This is a genomic window from Oligella sp. HMSC05A10, assembly GCF_001808335.1.
In the GTDB taxonomy this organism is placed as follows: domain Bacteria; phylum Pseudomonadota; class Gammaproteobacteria; order Burkholderiales; family Burkholderiaceae_B; genus Oligella; species Oligella urethralis.
Window position 1 is genome coordinate 51,402 of the sequence record NZ_KV792935.1, and the last position, 18,283, is coordinate 69,684.

17 protein-coding genes are annotated in these 18,283 nt (G+C 48.6%); 12 read left to right on the forward strand and 5 right to left on the reverse strand.

The window, feature by feature from the left end; all coding sequences use genetic code 11:
* Positions 1-32 precede the first annotated feature (32 nt).
* Genes pyrR through HMPREF3144_RS07775 form a run of 4 tightly spaced genes read left to right on the forward strand, consistent with a single transcriptional unit; the run spans position 33 to position 3,586 of the window.
* A complete protein-coding gene (gene pyrR, locus HMPREF3144_RS07760) occupies positions 33-590 on the forward strand; it encodes a bifunctional pyr operon transcriptional regulator/uracil phosphoribosyltransferase PyrR (RefSeq protein ID WP_048767816.1) in 558 nt (185 codons plus the stop codon).
* Positions 583-1,536: an aspartate carbamoyltransferase catalytic subunit gene (locus tag HMPREF3144_RS07765; RefSeq protein WP_018025584.1), complete on the forward strand. Its 954-nt coding sequence runs from the start codon at positions 583-585 to the stop codon at positions 1,534-1,536. Before pyrR ends, HMPREF3144_RS07765 begins: the two co-directional genes overlap by 8 nt.
* Entirely contained in the window at positions 1,536-2,828 is a 1,293-nt protein-coding gene (locus tag HMPREF3144_RS07770) for a dihydroorotase (protein WP_018025585.1), read from the forward strand. The genes HMPREF3144_RS07765 and HMPREF3144_RS07770 overlap by 1 nt, the downstream gene beginning before the upstream one ends.
* Entirely contained in the window at positions 2,825-3,586 is a 762-nt protein-coding gene (locus HMPREF3144_RS07775) for a lysophospholipid acyltransferase family protein (protein WP_070477296.1), read from the forward strand. Before HMPREF3144_RS07770 ends, HMPREF3144_RS07775 begins: the two co-directional genes overlap by 4 nt.
* 13 nt (positions 3,587-3,599) lie before the next feature.
* Here the strand turns inward: HMPREF3144_RS07775 and HMPREF3144_RS07780 are convergent, their stop codons facing one another.
* From HMPREF3144_RS07780 to mpl, 5 genes are read right to left on the reverse strand one after another with little or no spacing between them, the layout of a single operon-like run.
* Positions 3,600-4,565, reverse strand: a complete 966-nt coding sequence (locus tag HMPREF3144_RS07780) for a symmetrical bis(5'-nucleosyl)-tetraphosphatase (protein WP_371441268.1) — start codon at positions 4,563-4,565, stop codon at positions 3,600-3,602.
* The gene (lptG, locus tag HMPREF3144_RS07785; RefSeq protein WP_070477299.1) at positions 4,558-5,709 is read right to left on the reverse strand and encodes an LPS export ABC transporter permease LptG; all 1,152 of its coding nucleotides are present in this window, start codon (positions 5,707-5,709) and stop codon (positions 4,558-4,560) included. The genes HMPREF3144_RS07780 and lptG overlap by 8 nt, the downstream gene beginning before the upstream one ends.
* A 38-nt stretch (positions 5,710-5,747) precedes the next feature.
* Entirely contained in the window at positions 5,748-8,612 is a 2,865-nt protein-coding gene (gene aroE, locus HMPREF3144_RS07790; protein ID WP_070477302.1) for a shikimate dehydrogenase, read from the reverse strand.
* 49 nt (positions 8,613-8,661) lie between these two features.
* A complete protein-coding gene (locus HMPREF3144_RS07795; RefSeq protein WP_048767823.1) occupies positions 8,662-9,234 on the reverse strand; it encodes a YqiA/YcfP family alpha/beta fold hydrolase in 573 nt (190 codons plus the stop codon).
* A 4-nt stretch (positions 9,235-9,238) separates the two neighbouring features.
* Positions 9,239-10,651 carry a UDP-N-acetylmuramate:L-alanyl-gamma-D-glutamyl-meso-diaminopimelate ligase gene (gene mpl, locus HMPREF3144_RS07800; RefSeq protein ID WP_070477304.1) on the reverse strand — a complete coding sequence of 471 codons (1,413 nt, stop codon included), beginning with the start codon at positions 10,649-10,651 and terminating at the stop codon, positions 9,239-9,241.
* Positions 10,652-10,827: 176 nt separating this feature from the next.
* Here mpl and HMPREF3144_RS07805 point away from each other — a divergent pair, with 176 nt between their 5' ends.
* The 8 genes from HMPREF3144_RS07805 to HMPREF3144_RS07840 all read left to right on the forward strand — a co-directional run bounded on the left by HMPREF3144_RS07805 (position 10,828) and on the right by HMPREF3144_RS07840 (position 18,228).
* Positions 10,828-11,382: a TlpA family protein disulfide reductase gene (locus HMPREF3144_RS07805; protein ID WP_231552477.1), complete on the forward strand. Its 555-nt coding sequence runs from the start codon at positions 10,828-10,830 to the stop codon at positions 11,380-11,382.
* Positions 11,383-11,487: 105 nt separating this feature from the next.
* Positions 11,488-11,922, forward strand: a complete 435-nt coding sequence (gene aroQ, locus HMPREF3144_RS07810) for a type II 3-dehydroquinate dehydratase (RefSeq protein ID WP_018025594.1) — start codon at positions 11,488-11,490, stop codon at positions 11,920-11,922.
* Between the two features lie 24 nt (positions 11,923-11,946).
* On the forward strand, positions 11,947-12,426 hold the full coding sequence (accB, locus tag HMPREF3144_RS07815; RefSeq protein ID WP_070477306.1) for an acetyl-CoA carboxylase biotin carboxyl carrier protein: 480 nt from the start codon (positions 11,947-11,949) through the stop codon (positions 12,424-12,426).
* Positions 12,427-12,476: 50 nt separating this feature from the next.
* The gene (gene accC, locus HMPREF3144_RS07820; protein WP_018025596.1) at positions 12,477-13,835 is read left to right on the forward strand and encodes an acetyl-CoA carboxylase biotin carboxylase subunit; all 1,359 of its coding nucleotides are present in this window, start codon (positions 12,477-12,479) and stop codon (positions 13,833-13,835) included.
* A 98-nt stretch (positions 13,836-13,933) separates the two neighbouring features.
* Positions 13,934-14,848, forward strand: coding sequence for a 50S ribosomal protein L11 methyltransferase (gene prmA, locus HMPREF3144_RS07825; protein WP_036558205.1), 915 nt, complete (start codon positions 13,934-13,936; stop codon positions 14,846-14,848).
* 47 nt (positions 14,849-14,895) lie between these two features.
* Positions 14,896-15,759 (forward strand): DUF3426 domain-containing protein, encoded by an 864-nt coding sequence (locus HMPREF3144_RS07830; protein WP_225792233.1) that lies wholly within the window; start codon positions 14,896-14,898, stop codon positions 15,757-15,759.
* 2 nt (positions 15,760-15,761) lie between these two features.
* Entirely contained in the window at positions 15,762-16,712 is a 951-nt protein-coding gene (locus HMPREF3144_RS07835; protein WP_070477310.1) for a carbohydrate kinase family protein, read from the forward strand.
* 286 nt (positions 16,713-16,998) lie between these two features.
* Positions 16,999-18,228: a SorT family sulfite dehydrogenase catalytic subunit gene (locus HMPREF3144_RS07840; protein WP_070471344.1), complete on the forward strand. Its 1,230-nt coding sequence runs from the start codon at positions 16,999-17,001 to the stop codon at positions 18,226-18,228.
* The last annotated feature ends 55 nt before the right edge of the window (positions 18,229-18,283 follow it).

Here is an 18,283-nt window from a genome sequence, read left to right on the forward strand (position 1 = left end):
GCTAACTAGATCATTTAAACTCAGGAATAATCATGCAAAATGGATCCCCTAAGCAGCCGAAGCAGCGTAGCTTGGATGAGCTACCTAAGGCCGAGGAGCTATATCAGCGCTTAAAACAAGGTGTTGCTGAGTTAATCGCTGCCCACCCGGCCGATGAGGTGCATTTGGTCGGTATTTATTCAGGTGGTGCGTGGTTAGCTCAGCGCCTTAAGCAGGATTTGGCGATTACGACGGACAATGCCTTAATTAATACCAGCCTCTACCGCGACGATTTCCGTAAGATTGGGCTGCACACGCAAAAGCTACCCAGTTCGGTGCCTTTTGATGTGACGAATAAGCATCTGATTTTGGTGGATGATATTTTATATACCGGTCGTAGTGTTCGCGCCGCAATGAATGAGCTGTTTGATATTGGGCGCCCGGCCACCATTGCCTTGGCGGTGTTAATTGATCGGGGTGGGCGGGAGCTACCAGTACAGCCCGATGTGGTAGGTGAGGTATTTACCTTACCTAAGACACAGCGCTTTGTATTGTCGCAGGATGAAGAGCATGTATTTGATATTGCTTTAAAAGAGGTTGAACATGACTAACCCGCAATTAAATAAGCATGGTGAATTAGTGCATTTGCTCAGCACTGAGGGCTTGCCGCATGATGTGATTACCCATATTCTTGATACCGCAGAGACCTTTGTGCCCCTGGCTGAGCGTGAGGTTAAAAAAGTCCCCATCTTACGTGGTAAAAGCGTTTTTAATCTGTTTTTCGAAAACTCAACCCGTACCCGTACCACCTTTGAAATTGCCGCTAAGCGATTATCCGCCGACGTTTATAATTTAAATATTAACGTCTCCTCCACCGCCAAAGGCGAGACCTTATTAGACACGATTGCCAATTTGACCGCCATGCAAGCGGATATTTTTGTTGTGCGGCACCAAGCCAGTGGCGCACCTTATCTGATTGCGCAGCATGTGGCACCGCATATTCATGTGGTCAATGCAGGTGATGGTAGGCATGCGCATCCGACGCAGGCCTTATTGGATATGTATACCATTCGTCATTTCAAAAAGGACTTCAGTAATTTGACGGTGGCAATTGTGGGGGATGTGCTGCATTCGCGGGTTGCTCGCTCTAATATCCACGCCTTAACCACGCTCGGGGTGCCAGAAATTCGTGTGATTGGTCCGCAGACCTTGATTCCTGGTGATTTATCACCGATGGGGGTGCGGATTTATCATGATATGGATGAGGGCTTACGTGATGTGGATGTGGTGATCATGTTACGCATTCAAAATGAGCGTATGAGCGGTGCCTTTTTACCTTCATCGCATGAGTATTTTAAAAATTACGGTTTGACCATGGAGAAATTAGCGCTAGCCAAGGACGATGCGATTGTGATGCACCCTGGGCCAATGAACCGCGGGGTCGAAATTGCCACCGATGTGGCTGATTCGCCGCAGGCCGTGATTTTAGATCAAGTGACCTTTGGTATTGCTGTACGGATGGCAGTGATGAGTATTGTTGCAGGAGCTTCTGAATAATGAATATTCTAATTAAAAACGGTCGCTTACTGGATCCTAAAAATAAATTAGATGCGGTGCATGATATTGCCATTGCGGGTCAGCGTATTGTTGCCATTGATCCGGTGGATTTTGAGGCAGAGCGCGTGATTGATGCGAGTGGCTTGGTGGTGATTCCGGGCTTAGTGGATTTATCCGTGCGTTTGCGTGAACCCGGTTATGAGCATCGCGATACCTTGGAAAATGAGTTAATGGCCGCCTTATCCGGTGGCGTGACTCGTCTGGTCTTACCGCCGGATACCGATCCAACCTTGGATGAACCGGGCTTGGTCGAGATGCTCAAGCATCGTGCCCGCTCATTAAATCAAACCTATGTGTACCCCTTGGGTGCGATGACGGTAGGGTTAAATGGTGAACGCATCACCGAAATGGCCGAATTGACTCGTGCCGGTTGTGTGGCTTTTTCACAAGCGAATCGTCCCTTGCCGGAACTGGGTACGCTGAAGCAATGTATGCAATATGCCAAGAGCTTTGATTACAGTTTATGGTTAAGACCGCACGAACGCAGTCTTAGCGCTAACGGGGTGGCCGCTAGTGGTGAAGTGGCTTCGCGTCTCGGTTTAGCTGGTATTCCAGTGCAGAGCGAAACCATTGCCTTACATGCGCTCTTTGAATTGCAGCGTAGTATTGGCGTGCGTTTACACCTATGTCGTCTGTCCAGTGCTCAAGGCATTGAGTTGGTGCGTCAAGCCAAGGCTGAAGGTCTGCCAGTGACGTGTGATGTTTCCATCAATCATGTGCATTTGAGCGATGTAGATATTGGTTATTTTGACAGTAATTACCGCTTGGATCCGCCCTTACGCAGTCAACGAGACCGTGATGCCATTACGCGTGGCTTGATGGACGGCACCATTGATGCGATTTGTTCGGATCATATTCCGCTAGATGACGAGGATAAATTAGTCCCCTTTGCCGAGGCGGTTCCCGGCGCTTCCGGTGTGGAATTACTGTTTTCTCTGGTCTATAAATGGGCTCAAGAAAATGAGGTGCCGTTATTGGAGGCGCTGACCAAGGTCACTTGCGGACCGGTCTCTATTCTACAGCAAGCGGCGCCGGCATTTTCTGCTTGCGGTCAACTCTCGGTGGGCTCACCGGCTGATTTGGCCTTAGTGGATTTAGAGGCGTACTGGACGGTGAATCGCGACAACCTACTGAGCCAAAGTGTGCATACGCCATTTATTAATTACCAAGTACCAGGTCGCGTCAAGCTGACCGTTGTGAGCGGTTGCGTGATGTGGGAGGAAGGCAAGTGATTCTAATTCGAGTGCTGCGCTTTTTAATTCGATTAGTGTTACTTGTGTTGCTACTGATGATCGGCCTTTTTTTTACCGGTCTGGTCTTCCCCTTGCTAAAGCAGTCTCAGCGCGAAGCGATTATTAAGGCTTGGTCCAAGCTCTTAATTTTGGTCTTGGGGGTTAAGGTCAGGATTGAGGGGGCGCCATTGCAGCAAACGGCGGTGATGTTGGTGGCAAATCACGTGTCCTGGATTGATATTTTTATTCTCAATAGCTGTCGCACCACCGCCTTTGTCGCTAAGCAAGAGATTAAGCAGTGGCCGATTGTTGGTCGCTTAGTGGCACAAGCGGGCACGATTTTTGTGGATCGCAGCAGTCGCTCCGCGATGCGCGAGGTGAATCAGCAGTTGGCTAGTCGCTATGCGCAGGGTATGTGTACGGGTCTATTCCCCGAGGGTACGACCTCTGACGGTTTAAGTGTTAAAAGCTTTTTTGGTGGCTTATTGGACGCACCACTAAAGGCACAGGTGCCGTTACAGCCGGTGGCGATTTTGTTGTACTTTAAGGGCGAGCGTAGTGGCTATCCATCTTTTATTGGTGATGAGACCTTAGTGCACAATATCTGGGTTTTATTGAGTAATTTTGGTATTTCGGTGACGGTACGCTATTTACAACCCCTAAGTGGCGAGGGGATGAATCGGGTCGAAGCGGCACAGCGTTGCTATGAACTGATTAAAACGGAGGTGGAGCGCGATGTGGTAGATGGCACACATTAGCCACTGTGGACGTTTAGCTTTTTATCGACCAAATTTTTGAGCCTAGCTTATCAACGGTACCCTCGGTATAGGGGATTTGGATCACTTTTCTATCGTTTAAGCGAATGGCCGTGAGCCGCCCACCCCAAACACAGCCTGTATCTAGGGCCAATAGATGCGGGCGAATTAATAAGCCGAGCGTAGACCAATGACCAAAGATAATCGTGGTGTCGGCCGTTTGGCGCCGGTCCAACTCAAACCATGGCAGTACCTTGACACCGTGATGAAGTGGGTACAATTGCGGTGCCCCTTTATAGGAAAAGTCCATGGCACCATCTAAAAAGCACATGCGCATACGGGTAAAGGCATTGATCACCACCCGTTGACGCTTACTGCCTTTTAAGGAATCGTCCCACTGATTAGGCTCGTTGCCAAACACCTGTGCCAGCTTTTGCTGCCATTTATCCGAGCGTAAGACCTTGGTGCTGACCTCCTCTGCGAGTTCCAAGGCCTTTGCCGTTGTCCACGGCTTCATCACGCCGGCATGCACCATCAGGTGGCCATAGGCATAATGGGCGAGCGGACGGGTGCGTAGCCATTCGATATAATCGTTACGGTTTTTGGACTTTAAAATCTCGCCGATGGTATCGCTATGATGCTCACGCCTAAAGCCGGCAGCCACGGCTAAACAATGAATATCGTGATTACCAAGTATGGTAATCGCACGGTCGCCCAAGTCCATAATGCGTTTAAGCGTTTTTAAGGAGTCCTTGCCGCGATTAATAATATCTCCAGCAAACCAGAGCTTACAGTTTGGATCGTTTCTAATTTCCGGATGATTTAATAAGCTCTCCAGTTGTTGATAGCAACCCTGTACATCGCCAATTGCCCAGATATTAGGCATTGCTGAGGCTGGATTTAAGTCCAGCAGCGAATTGGCAGTGGTGCTTGCTTCAATAGCAGATTGTGCAGTCGATTTTTTGGTGGCTTTTTTAGGCATGAGTCTTGCGCTTAGGGCGATTCTTTCTTTCAATTAAATACAAGGCTAGGCTCGCAATGACGAGGGCGATGGTATTAGGCGCAAGTGCCGTTAACCAGGGTGGTAAGTTATTCAGCATACCAAGGTTAAGCGCCAATTGGTTGATCATAAAAAAGACGACCCCAATTAAGATACCACCAAAGACCTTAAGGCCGGCGCCACCCTTGCGTGTTTGCATAAAACTGATGGGAGCGGCCAAGGTAATCATCACCAAAAGGGTAAAGGGATAGACCCCCTTACGCCATAAGGCGACCACTTGTCGATTAGACTGTAGATGATTATCCTCTAAATATTGAATATAGTCTAATAAGCCCATAATCGACATGCGATCGGGCTGTAGCTCACTGGCTAATAAACGCGCTTGGGTCAAGCTGGTGCTAATCGTATAGCTGTCCAGCATCGTTTGTGTACTTAAGGGTGTCAGCGGCGCAGTCGGATCCATTAAGGCAGTTTCTAAATCAAAATCCGTGCGGATCAGCTTGGCCTGCGTTAATTGTAATTCCTGATGTTGGAATAGGCCGCTCTGGGCATGAATTAACTCCTTGAACTTGCCCTCGGCATCAAAGTTATAAATGCGGATATTTTCTACTTCGCGCTCGGAGCTGATGCGGGAGATATTAATCACTCGCAGGGCGCCGTTATCAGTCGGTTCTCTAAACCAATAGCCACTATTCATACGCGCTCCGCTGCTTTTACCGAGTAGCTGGAGGTTTAGTTGACCCGTTTTGGACTCGGCATAAGGCGTCACGCCCTCTGACAGTAGCAGGGCAAACACCATAATGGGGATAGTCCCCATCCATAACATGCCGAGCAGACGACGGCTACTAATGCCGGAAACACGCAGCACCACCAGCTCATTGCGTTGCGCCAAACCGGCTAAGGCAATGATTGCACCGATAAGGAGCGCAATGGGGAGCAAATCATAGAGCCGTGTTGGTATCTGCATGAGCTGTAGCAATAGCAGGGAGCCGAAGGTAAAACGCTCGTTAAGATTGTCGAGGTTTTCGATCATGTCGAAAAACATGAATAAACCCACTAAGACAAGCGTGACTGCAATGGTGCTACGGTAGATTTCACTGGCAATGTATCGACGCGCTGTTTTCATAAAAGCTTTAAAGGGTCAAAAGGCCATTTTAGCCGATTCTATGACTGCTGTTTAGCTTGTATGCTTTGACGTAGTTCACGCAATACTTGAGTTGCGTCGACTTCTACGCCATGCCAGATCCTAAAGCTCTCCATGCCTTGCGCAACTAGCATACCAAGACCGTCTAATATATGCTCGGCACCTAAACGCTTACTTTGCTCCAGAAAAGCGGTGCTGCCGCTAGGGCGATAAACCATATCATAGGCCAGCGCATTGTCCGCAAAAATGGTCGCAGGAATAGCCAAGGGTGCATCCTCTAAGCTACTGGCACTGGCATTGATCACAATATCCCACTGCCCAGGGATGTCATCTAAAGCGCTGGCACTAATGGCTGTGTCGTTCTTATCCAAGGCTTGCGCTTGTTCGGCCAAGGTCTGCGCCTTGCTGGCAGTGCGATTCGCAATATGTAAGGCGACACAACCTGCCGTTAGCAAAGGTAGTAGAGTGCCACGGGCGGCCCCGCCAGCACCAATTAAGAGGATTCTTTTGCCCTGAATGGTGTGACCATGGCTTTGAATATCATTGACTAAGCCGATGCCATCGGTGTTGTCGCCGTGGATTTCACCCTCTTCAGTCCACAAGGTATTAACCGCCTGCGCCGCCTTGGCGCGCTCGCTTAAGTGATTTTTAGCGAGTTCAAAGGCCTCCAGCTTAAATGGAATGGTGATATTCAAGCCGCGACCGCCGTCGGCAAAAAACTGCTGTACCGTTGCCACAAAATCCTCTGGCTTTACCTCTACCTTGTCGTAGCGGAGTTGCAAGCCACAGTGTGACGCAGCAATGGCGTGGAGGGGGGGTGAGAGACTTTGCGCAATGGGGTAACCGAAGACGGCGCAGCGTACTGTTTCTGCCGCTCGTTCAGGGTCAATCTCGCTTGCAGTCACGCCATTCAAGGTGTCGCCATCAAGGGCTTCATCAAGGGCGTCGTCGAAGAGCTCCTCATCCTCATCTGTCGCCGCATCATCTATCTCAGGTGCGGCGATAAACTCAAGAAAATGAGCGTTGGCTTTAAGTTTAAGCAAATTGATGCCATCCATCTTAATCTTTACCAAGGTGCCGCGCTCATACGCCGGCATATCACTGACCGTCAGGCTGAGGGGCGCATTGATGAGACGCACCACATCATCGCGTAACACCTTTGCCTCGGCTTCGGTGATGCCTTGTTGCTGTAACCAACGCAAGCTCCAAAAGCGCTCCATACTGTCTTGGAAATGGCGCCATTGCTGAATCAAGGTGTCGAATTGCGTCATTATCTTCAGTAAATCGAGGTCCTTAGGTTTATAAGGAGCGACCAAGGGTGCTGACACACCATGGTTAATGGCGCTGATTAATTGTTGTTGATTTAAGAGGTCCACATAGCGTCGTAGCGGTGAGGTCATCCAAGCATATTGTGGTACCCCCATGCTTTGATGTGCTACGGGGTGTGAGCTTTGTTTAGCGCGACCAAATTGCTGGGTACGGAAAATGCCTGGTACCTTTAAGCGACTCAACATCCCGGACCAAACCACATTGGTGAAAATCATCATTTCACCTATCATCAGATCCAGAGGATTATCGCGGCGGCGAGGTATCAACTGTACCTTAGCGTTCTGATCTCGCCAGTCGCCTGCTAGCTCAACGCTAAACTCAAGACCTTGGTGCTTTTCAGGGTAGCCGCGTAGCTCGTCACGCTTGGCGCTAAGGTGCTGGCTTAAGCGCCACAAGGGGCGGAGTAAAAAAGCATAGGGCATGTCCACCGATTCATCAGCCAGATTTTCTCGGCTGAGGAGCGCCTCATCAAATTGTGATAGGCGTAGGTTTTCCTTGATGTAGATACTTTCTACCTTGCTCTCCTCACTAATAATGTCGCCAGTGCTAAGATCTGCCACCACATAGAGGGAAATGCATGGCTTAATTGCACCCGCATTCAGTGAAAAGGCATCCACCAAGGCCGCACTTTGCATGGTGATTTTTTTGCCCGGCAAATAGATGGTGGACATGCGTTTACGGGCGGCTAGGTCTAGCTCGGAATCCTTACTTACCGCAAGCGCAGGGGCGGCAATATGCACGCCGAATTGATAGGTGTCATCGGCTATCTGTTTAATCGAAAAAGCATCATCAATTTCCGTGGTTGAGTCATTGTCAATGGAGTAGGCCTCCACCACGGCGATGGGTAGTTCAGGCAAACTCGGTATCGTAAGCTCCGGCGCCTCATAACCTTTAGGCAGAAATTTTTCGCAAAAGCTAGCCAAGGTAATTGCCAGTTCGTCTTGATAAACCCCGAGTTTGAGTAGCATTTCCTTAATACCTAAACCGCTTCGTGAAAGCGCGGATTCAAAGGCTTTCCAGGCCATGGTATTTTTATTCGGGTGGCTTAGGAAGGTGTTTAGGTCCTCACGTATGGCGTCAGGGATTTCGAAATTAACTAAGCTTTCAACCCATTGTGCTTGCAATTCCTCCTGTAAGCGCTTTTTCTCAATGGCCGCTAGTGCCGCTTCAAGAATGTCTGGTGGCGCAGCTTTATACAGCCCTTTGCCCCGGCGATGAAAATAAACCGGCGAGCCGTGTAAGCGCACTAAAAGCGCTAGTTTTTCAATAAGGCTTGGTTCATGACCGTAGTAATCCTCGGCCAAATCCTCCGCCCTAAAGTCCTCTGGCGGCGCAAATTCCCATAAAAAAGCGGGATCCATCTCTGCGGCTAGATTTTCTGCGGTAGGAATAAGTTCGCTTAAGGCGCAAGGCGCTTTATCAAACTCGAAAATGACATGACTGCGTTTTAGTTTGCTGCGTTTACCGGTGCTTAATTCAATCTGATAATTGGCTTCGGTTTCGGAAAGAATGCGGGCAACTTTGAACTGGCCACTTTCCTCAAAAATAACATTCATGCTGATTTCACTCGGTGATAGGGCAAAGGGTGCTGAAAAAGGTTGGGGTTTAGGCTAAGCCGGCAAAGGCCAGCATATCTTCTATATAGTCGCTAAAGCAGCTGAAACTATGATCGATGCCGGGTACCACGATTTGCTTGGCACCGGCATAGCGTTTGCTCATTTCCTGCCAATCCAACACCTCATCACGGTCACCCGCTAATAAAAAATAGCGTTCGGGCTTGATTTGTGCCCGGAATAAGGGCCTTAATTCACATAAATCCTTGAGGGTAAATTGAAAGGGCCGGTCATCATGGAAATAGCGTAGCTGACCTAATTGGGTGGATAAATCACGGGTGGCGTAAATTGCTGGATTAATCAGAATAGCGCGACAGTCGTGTTGCTCCGCTAAATAGGTCGCATAATAGCCACCTAAAGACGAACCGATAATGGTTAAGGGCTGCTGGCCATCGTGCTGCTCGGCAATCAAGGCTTCGCAAAGGCGTATGGCGGCTGCCGGTGAGGAGGGTAATTGCGGCATAAAAAACTGTGCCGATAAGCCTCGCTCAGCCATGGCCTGAGCCATAAGCTGCGCTTTGGTGGACTGTGGCGAAGAACGAAATCCGTGTAGGTATAAAATCATCGTCTTAACTGTACTTTTGCTTTAGCTTGCTAATAAGTTTGTCGTGAAAGCCACCAAAGCCGCCATTACTCATCACCAAAATATGATCGCCGGGTTGTGACTCTGCGGCTACGGCTTGCACTAATTGCTCTAAATCATGATGGACCTCGGTGGGTTGTGACATAGTGGCAAAAACACGCTCTGCATCCCAGTGAATGCTGTGCTTACCCTGGGCTTCGTTATAGCAAAAGAGCAAATCGGCTTCTTGTAGTGATGCTGGTAGGCGCGCTGACATGGTGCCTAATTTCATCGTATTGGAGCGTGGCTCAAGCACCGCAATAATGCGTGCATCACCGACTTGCTTGCGTAAACCCGCTAGGGTCATACTAATCGCTGTTGGATGATGTGCAAAATCATCGTAAACGGCAATGTTTTGAACGGTCGCTCGTAATTCCATGCGCCGTTTAATACCTTCAAAATGGCACAAAGCCTCACAAGCAAGCGTTGGGGCGACGCCGATATGCTCGGCCGCACTAATTGCCGCTAGCGCATTATGTACATTATGTAAACCGATCAATGACCACTCAATGGTGGCAATCACTTCTGCGCCATGGAGCACTTCAAACTGACTGCCTGAGGCCTCAATGAGGCGGACATTCCATGTGGTCTTAGGATCACTGGCATGGTCATGCTCATGCGCCAGACCGCTGCCCAAGCTGCATTGCTCGCTCCAGCAGCCCATCGCCAACACCTCCTGCAGCGCCTGATCGGCCGCAGGATAAATGACGCGTCCCTGCTGGGGAATGATGCGCACTAAATGATGGAACTGCTTTTGAATGGCGGCCAGATTTTCAAAAATATCGGCATGATCAAATTCTAAGTTATTCAGTACCGCCGTGCGTGGACGGTAGTGCACGAACTTGGAGCGTTTGTCGAAGAAAGCGGTGTCATACTCATCCGCTTCAATCACAAAGTAGCGTTGTGCTGCATCAAAGCGTGCAGAGATACCAAAGTTTTGGGCAATACCGCCAATCAAGAAATTCGGCGCTAAACCGGCGTATTGTAAAATCCACGCCAACATGGAGGAGGTGGTGGTTTTGCCATGCGTGCCGGCGATCGCTAAGACATGCTGTTGGCGCAAGACCTGCTCACCCAACCACTGCGGTCCTGAGGTGTAGGGCAGCCCCTCGTTAAGAATGGCCTCCATCAAGGGGTTACCTCGGCTAACAACATTGCCGATAATAAATAAATCGGGCTTTAATGCCAGTTGCTCGGCACCGTAGCCCTCAATCAGCTCAATCCCTTGCTCTTCAAGCTGTGTACTCATGGGCGGATAGACCGCCATATCACAACCGGTCACTCGATGGCCAGCAGCACGCGCAATGAGTGCTAGTCCGCCCATAAACGTACCACAAATACCTAAAATATGAATGTGCATAAAAAATCTCTCCTGCGGACTAGTATTTTAAGCTTTTTAAACAGTCTGCCGCTTTATTCCTTCGGGAATGGCTAAAATCATCCATTATGTACCAATTTTTTTGTAGCCCCATGATCATTTTAAAAAGAGGCTTTGCAAGCAAAAAAAGTCGCTTCTTAACTAGGCTCAAGGGCCTTGTGGCTAAGCTTGTTTCCTTATCCGTGATGGCAGCTTCGGCACTGGTGATGACGGTAGCGCTGGGTTTGCCGTCGAGCCCAGTTCAGGCGACGCCCTTAAAGCTGCAACCATTCACAGCTGCCGAGGTGGACAGAGAGAGCTTAGCGCATCTACTCAATACACCCTTAATGAATCTTGCGGGTGAAGCCATCCGTATTAGCGATTATCAAGATAGGGTGATCGTGCTTAATTTTTGGGCGAGTTGGTGCCCACCTTGTGTTGAAGAAATGCCGGATTTAGCAGCGATCCATCAGGCGCATGAGTCTGTGCAGGTGATTGCTTATGGGGTGGATACGGAGGCAAATATCCGTCGCTTTGTTGATAAGCTAGCGCTGGATTTGCCGATTGTGATTGGTGAGCCGACGGCTATTCGTTTGATGCGTCAACTGGGTAATCCCTCAGGTGGTCTGCCATTTACCTTGATCTTTGCGCCTGGTGCTGAGCTGAAGTATAAGATCATTGGTCAGGTGAATGCCGAGGAGTTGCGTAGTAAATTAGCCGAGATGACGAGGTAATGGCTTGGCTGCATGCGTTGAATTCTTCAGAAATGGTAGAATTTAATAGACAAAAGCAGTCATTTAACGTTAAATTAACGATTGTCAAAATTTATTAACGGCGTTATGCGTATTTTAATCATTAACGGTCCTAACCTAAATATGTTAGGCTTGCGTGAGCCTGAGGTTTACGGTGCGCAGACACTCGCAGATATTGAGTCTGAGTTGCAGCATTTAGCGGCTGAGCTAGGGCTTACTGTGGAGTGCCTACAGAGTAATTTCGAGGGCGAGCTTGTGAGCCGTATTCAGCAGGCACGAGGACAGTTTGACGGCATCATTATTAACGCCGCTGCGTATACCCATACAAGTATTGCAATACGTGATGCGCTGGCAGCAGCCGAGGTGCCATTTATAGAGGTTCATTTATCAAATGTGCATGCGCGGGAGCCTTTTAGACACCACTCCTATCTTGCCGATAAGGCAGTTGGTGTGCTGTGTGGTTTAGGCTCATTTGTGTATGAGGCGGCATTACGGTATTTTGCACAAACAACAAAAAATTAAAATCAAGGATTACGGGATAACCTTATGGATCTTAGAAAACTAAAAACGCTTATTGACCTGGTGGCTGAATCAGAGATTTCAGAGCTTGAAATTACTGAGGGTGATGGTAAGGTCAAAATTGTCAAATCAAAACCTCAAGCTGAGGTAAACACGGTCTATTCACCTATGGCCATGCCGCAGATGTACCAAGCGCCGGCCGTAGCACCGCAAGCACCGGTTGCAGCGCCTGCTGAGGCAGAGGCAGCAGCTGCTGCGCCAGCACAGGAAGAGGGTTATGTTGTTAAAGCACCGATGGTCGGTACCTTTTATCGCTCCCCAAGCCCTAACGCTGCGCCTTTTGTGGATGTGGGCAAGCCGGTGAAAGAGGGTGATACCTTGTGTATTGTAGAAGCGATGAAGCTATTAAACGAGATCGAGGCAGATGTCAGCGGTGTGGTCAAAAAGATCCTCGTTGAAAATGGTGAGCCGGTGGAATTCGGTCAGCCTTTATTCATCATTGGCTAAGTGATAAATCGCCAATCGCCAATCGTTTAATCAAGGTTTAAAAGTATTCTATGTTTGAAAAAGTGCTCATTGCCAACCGTGGTGAGATTGCGCTGAGAATTCAGCGAGCTTGTCGTGAGTTGGGTATCAAAACAGTGGTCGTGCATTCGGAAGCCGACCGTGAAGCGAAATACGTCCGTTTAGCCGATGAATCCGTCTGTATCGGACCAGCGCCGGCCCAAGAAAGCTATCTGCATATGCCGGCCATTATTGCTGCGGCTGAAGTGACTGATGCCGAGGCGATTCACCCAGGTTATGGTTTCTTGGCGGAAAATGCGGATTTTGCGCAGCGTGTTGAAAGAAGCGGTTTTGTTTTTATCGGTCCGCGCCCTGAGTCCATTTTAACAATGGGCGATAAGGTCAGCGCCAAAAAAGCGATGATCGAAGCCGGTGTGCCCGTGGTGCCTGGTTCGGACGGTGCCTTAGGTGAGGATCCGGACGAGATTTTAGAGACCGCACGTCGGGTTGGTTTACCTGTGATTATTAAGGCTGCCGGTGGTGGTGGCGGTCGCGGTATGCGCGTGGTGCACCATGAGTCCGAATTGATTAATGCGGTACAAATGACTCGGGCTGAGGCAAGAGTGGCTTTTGGTAATCCTGAAGTCTATATGGAAAAGTACCTTGAAAAACCACGCCATATCGAGATTCAGGTGCTTGCCGACGGTGAGGGTAAAGCGGTTTGGTTAGGTGAGCGTGACTGCTCTTTACAGCGTCGTCACCAGAAAATCATTGAGGAAGCGCCCGCGCCTGGCATTGAGCGTGAATTAATCCGCAAAATTGCCGAGCGTTGTGCCGAGGCTTGCCGTCAAATGCGTTATCGCGGTGCCGGTACCTTTGAGTTCCTATATGAAAACGGCGAGTTTTACTTTATTGAGATGAACACGCGGATTCAGGTGGAGCACACCATTACCGAGTGCATTACCGGTATCGATTTGGTGCAGGAGCAGATTAAAATTGCGGCGGGTGAGCCGTTTACCCTAACCCAGGATGATATTCAGTTAAAAGGTCACGCCATTGAGTGTCGCATTAACGCTGAGGATCCTTATACCTTTATGCCCTCACCCGGTTTGGTGAGCAAGTGGCATACCCCTGGTGGGATGGGCGTGCGTATGGATTCTCATGTCTTCTCGGGCTATCGTGTGCCGCCGCATTATGACTCCATGATTGGTAAAATCATTACCTATGGTCAGGATCGTAAGCAGGCTATTGCGCGTATGGAGATTGCCTTATCTGAGATGATTGTTGAGGGTATTAGCACTAATATTCCTTTGCATCAGGAGTTATTGCATGACCCTGGCTTTATCCAAGGGGGCATGGATATTCACTATTTAGAGAAAAAGCTGGCTGCGCGTAGTAAAAAATCCGCTTAGTCATCTTGTGGGTGAGTAGTTGATGAGATACCTTCGGGTAGTGAAGCCGGGCTTAGACTCGGCTTCTTGGTTTGTAGATCGTATTTGAGAGGCGCAACATGCGTGAATTAGTCATTCATTGTAATCAGGATATCGCCGAGGAAATTTCCGATTTTTTGATGGATCAGGGGGCGCTATCGGTATCCGTTGAGGATGCGGATCGTGATACTGAGGAGGAGCAACCGCTCTACGGTGAGCCCGGGATGGAGCTCTTAAACTATGCATGGCAACGCAATCATGTGATTGCCTTATTGGACGATGAGACAGCCACTGAGGTTTTATTGCTGTCAATGGCGGTGGCCTTTGGCGAGGATGAGTATGAGGTAGCCAGCATTACCGAGGTTGAGGATAAAGACTGGGTACGTTTAACACAAACGCAGTTTGATCCGATGAAGCTTGGTGAGCGTATTTGGATTGTGCCGAGCTGGCATATGACGAGCCATGATGTGCTGCAAATTCGCCAAAATACTGATAACTTAGTGATTCAACTCGATCCTGGGATGGCTTTTGGTACCGGCTCGCATGCGACCACGCGCTTATGTGCGGAGTGGTTGGAGCAGCACCCACTCGCCGGCAAATCGGTGCTCGACTATGGTTGCGGCTCTGGTATTCTATCGATTATTGCCGCTAAGTTACATGCTGCCGAGGTGGTCGGGATTGATATTGATGCCCAGTCCGTGGATACCGCACGTCATAATGCCTTAATCAATGAAAGTCAGATTTATTACGGCTTGCCAGATGAGTTGCCGGAGGGTCGCTTTGATGTGGTGGTCGCCAATATTCTTGCTAATCCGCTGAAAGCCTTAGCTCCCTTACTAGCAAATCGTGTTAAAGCAGGCGGCTCCTTAGTACTTTCCGGTATTCTTGAGGGGCAGTATGAAGAGATGATCGATTACTATCGAGCTTGGGTGCATTTGGATGTATGGCATGCGGATGAGGGTTGGGTATGTCTGCACGGCAAGGTCGAGGCCTAAACAGCACCTAGTCAGATTAAATGGTGCCTATTGAGAACTCAACGCTTATGAAAACTCGCTGCCCGAACTGCCAAACCAGATTACATGTCACCCCAGAGCAATTGCATGCGCGCGGGGGCAAGGTGCGTTGCGGTATTTGTCATACGGTGTTTAGTGCCAATGACTACGCTCAGAATCCAAATGCGCCTGCTCAGCCTCAAGCAGCTAGACCGCATCGCTACCGTGAAGAGTCACCACCGGGCTATCTGGAGGATGAACCCTATGTCGATGAGCGCAGGGCAGGTAGACAGCATCAGCGTATCTATCAGGACGAGCCTTTTATCGAGGACTCAAGGGATTATGACGAAGGCTATGATGCTATCAGACACGATGATTATGATGATGAGGTCTACTATCGTGAGTATCGTCGAGCGCGCCGTCGTGGTGGGGTGTTTTGGCTGTTTGTGGTGTTAATACTGCTTGTCGCTTTGTTGTGGCAGGGTGCGGTGGTGTTTCGTAATCAGTTGGTGCATTACTTTCCCGCCACACGCCTTGTGATTACCCAAGTATGTGCTATCGCGCAGTGTGAATTAGGTGGGACGCGATCGATTAGTCAGTTTAGTTTGGAAAATGTCTCACTTAAGGTGCGAAGCGATGTGCCGCCACAACCATCACACACGGCCTTGTTGTTACAAGCTAGGCTAGTTAATAAAGAGAATAGAGTGGCCGAATGGCCGGCGCTTGTTTTAAGCTTAAAGGATGAGCGTGGTCAGGTGGATCGACGACGTATTATTAAAGTTGAAGAGTATTTGCCCGCGGCAATGCGAGTGCAGCCGATGGCCGCATTGACCCAATATCCTATTGTCTTGCGTTTAAACTTAGCTGGTGCCATGGCGACCGGCTTTGAATTAACACCCTATTACGAAGAGTAGTTATGTCAGAACAATCAAACGACGTTTTAATTTGTGGCTCCTTAGCCTTTGATACCATCACCCGCTTTGAGGGACATTTCAAAGATCATATTTTAGCCGATACCATTCATAGCTTAAGTGTGTCCTTTTTGGTGCCGACCATGCGCAAGGAGTTTGGTGGTTGCGCCGGTAATATTGCCTACAATTTAAAGTTGTTAGGTGGAGCGCCAGTGCCAGTCGCTACGGTCGGACGTGACTTTGCCGACTATCAGCAGCATTTTGCAAGCCTCGGCATTGAACAACGTCGTATTGCCGTGTTAGAGGATGTTTTTACTGCACAATGTCATATCACCACGGATTTATCAGGTAATCAAATCAGTGCCTTTCACCCAGGCGCCATGAGTTCTGCGGCAGATAATGATATCAGTCAGGAGCAGGCGGCGTGGGCCATTGTGGCACCAGATGCGAAGGAAGCGATGTTTAAGCATGCCGAGCGTCTGCATGCAGCTGGCATTCCATTTATTTTCGATTTGGGTCAGGCCATGCCCTTATTTGATGGCAATGACTTAGCGGCCATGATGAAATTAGCCCGTGTTTTAACGGCAAATGACTATGAGATGGCTGTGATCGAGCAACGAATGGCAAAGCCATTAGACGAACTAGCTAAGGATTTGGAAGCCATTATTGTGACCCTGGGGGGCGCTGGTTCAGTGCTTTATCATGAGGGAGAAAAAATCACCATTGAGCCGGTAACGCCAACGGCTATTGAGGATCCCACCGGTTGCGGTGATGCGCATCGTGCGGGTGTGTTGTATGGTCTTGCGGCTGGTTGGTCCTGGCTTGATAGCGCTCGTCTGGGTAATGTGATGGGTTCGATTAAAGTAGCCGTGGGTGGTCCGCAAAATCACCGACCAAGCTTAGAGGAAATTCAAAGCATATTTATTAAGACCTACGCCAATAATCCTTGGCAGTAAGATGAACAAAAGCGCCAGTATGAGAAATATTAGGCGCTTTTTTATGCTTAGCCGATTTTGAGTGGGTATTTGTTGAACTCGATCATAGTTAAGAATAAAGAGCTTCAATACCCATTGTTAGATGTATAGAGACGATAAATTGTTCTTAATTTTTTCAGAAAGAAACCTCTTTGTCTTAATTATGTAAACACTAATATTTTCGGGGTTTTACTCATTTAATGACACTCAGCATATTGATAGACTGAGCAGTCGTTTACATTATCTCTACTTTTAATATAGGTGCCTTATGAAAAATATAAATGTTACACGTCGCCGATTACTAACGACGAGTGGTAGCGTCCTAGGCTTGGCATCAGTTAGTGCCCTCAGTAACTTTAGCTCAACTACCAAAGCATTAGCAGCAACCCAAGGAAGCACGGCAAACAACTCTGCTTTACCAGCCTATGCCGATTGGAAAGACGCCAACCATTTAATTATTCATAGTGCTAACACTATGGAGACCAAGCGTCATGCATTTGGTAGCGGGATTATTACTCCTCTTGAACGCCTATTTGTACGTAATAACATCGCTCCGCCAAGCGAAGAAATTGTAAAAGATCCTGATGCCTGGGTTTTAGAAGTTAGTGGAGTTAAAAATCCTCAAAGTTTGACCGTTGCTGAACTTAAGACATTAGGTGTGAGCACTGTTGCTATGGTCTTGCAATGTAGCGGTAATGGCCGCGCTTATTTTCCCTCGAAACCGAGTGGGACCCAATGGACAGTTGGTGCTGCTGGGTGCGTTATGTTTACGGGTGTACCTGTTAAAACTTTGTTAGAACACGTGCAAGGCATGGATGAAGGCGCGAAATACATGACAGGTACGGGTGGAGAACCAATCCCTGATGGTTTGGATCCAAATACTATTCAAGTTGAACGTTCAGTACCTCTGGAAGCCATTGAGGACGCTTTGCTCGCTTGGGAAATTAATGGTAAACCTATTCCGTTGGCTCATGGTGGTCCTTTGCGTCTGGTCGTGCCTGGTTACACTGGTGTCAACAATGTTAAGTATATCAAGCGTCTAGCTTTTACCGCAGAACAGTCAGCAGCCAATATTCAACAAAGTGGTTACAGACTTGCTCCCATGGGAGAGAAAGGAGCTCCTACTCAAGAATCAGTATGGACCATGCCAGTTAAGTCGTGGATTACTTACCCAAGCGATCCCGATGAGCAAGTACATGCTGGGAAAATACAGATCCAAGGACTTGCGATGGGCGGTACTACAGATGTCACGAAGATTGAAGTTTCTACTGATGGTGGAGAAAGCTGGCATGAAGCTGAATTTATCGGTCCAGACTTGGGTCCTTACGCATGGCGACAATTCGTCTTATCAGTTGAGTTAGAGACCGGTACATACAAGCTTGCTAGCCGCGCAACTAATAAAAACGGCGAGACTCAACCGGCAGATCGATTAGAAAATAATCGCGGATACCTTAATAATAGCTGGGTTGATCATAGCTTAGAAGTAGTTTTAGTTTAGTCCTATCATTTTTATACAACATGAGACTTTTGCATAAAAACGGTTAAATAGCGCT

Coding starts and splice junctions, on each gene's coding strand:
- HMPREF3144_RS07765 (WP_018025584.1), top strand. CDS start 583: ATGACTAACCCGCAATTAAATAAGCATGGTGAATTAGTGCATTTGCTC.
- mpl (WP_070477304.1), bottom strand. CDS start 10,651: ATGCACATTCATATTTTAGGTATTTGTGGTACGTTTATGGGCGGACTA.
- HMPREF3144_RS07835 (WP_070477310.1), top strand. CDS start 15,762: ATGTCAGAACAATCAAACGACGTTTTAATTTGTGGCTCCTTAGCCTTT.
- accB (WP_070477306.1), top strand. CDS start 11,947: ATGGATCTTAGAAAACTAAAAACGCTTATTGACCTGGTGGCTGAATCA.
- lptG (WP_070477299.1), bottom strand. CDS start 5,709: ATGAAAACAGCGCGTCGATACATTGCCAGTGAAATCTACCGTAGCACC.
- HMPREF3144_RS07795 (WP_048767823.1), bottom strand. CDS start 9,234: ATGATTTTATACCTACACGGATTTCGTTCTTCGCCACAGTCCACCAAA.
- HMPREF3144_RS07830 (WP_225792233.1), top strand. CDS start 14,896: ATGAAAACTCGCTGCCCGAACTGCCAAACCAGATTACATGTCACCCCA.
- HMPREF3144_RS07780 (WP_371441268.1), bottom strand. CDS start 4,565: ATGCCTAAAAAAGCCACCAAAAAATCGACTGCACAATCTGCTATTGAA.
- accC (WP_018025596.1), top strand. CDS start 12,477: ATGTTTGAAAAAGTGCTCATTGCCAACCGTGGTGAGATTGCGCTGAGA.
- aroQ (WP_018025594.1), top strand. CDS start 11,488: ATGCGTATTTTAATCATTAACGGTCCTAACCTAAATATGTTAGGCTTG.
- pyrR (WP_048767816.1), top strand. CDS start 33: ATGCAAAATGGATCCCCTAAGCAGCCGAAGCAGCGTAGCTTGGATGAG.
- HMPREF3144_RS07840 (WP_070471344.1), top strand. CDS start 16,999: ATGAAAAATATAAATGTTACACGTCGCCGATTACTAACGACGAGTGGT.
- aroE (WP_070477302.1), bottom strand. CDS start 8,612: ATGAATGTTATTTTTGAGGAAAGTGGCCAGTTCAAAGTTGCCCGCATT.
- prmA (WP_036558205.1), top strand. CDS start 13,934: ATGCGTGAATTAGTCATTCATTGTAATCAGGATATCGCCGAGGAAATT.
- HMPREF3144_RS07770 (WP_018025585.1), top strand. CDS start 1,536: ATGAATATTCTAATTAAAAACGGTCGCTTACTGGATCCTAAAAATAAA.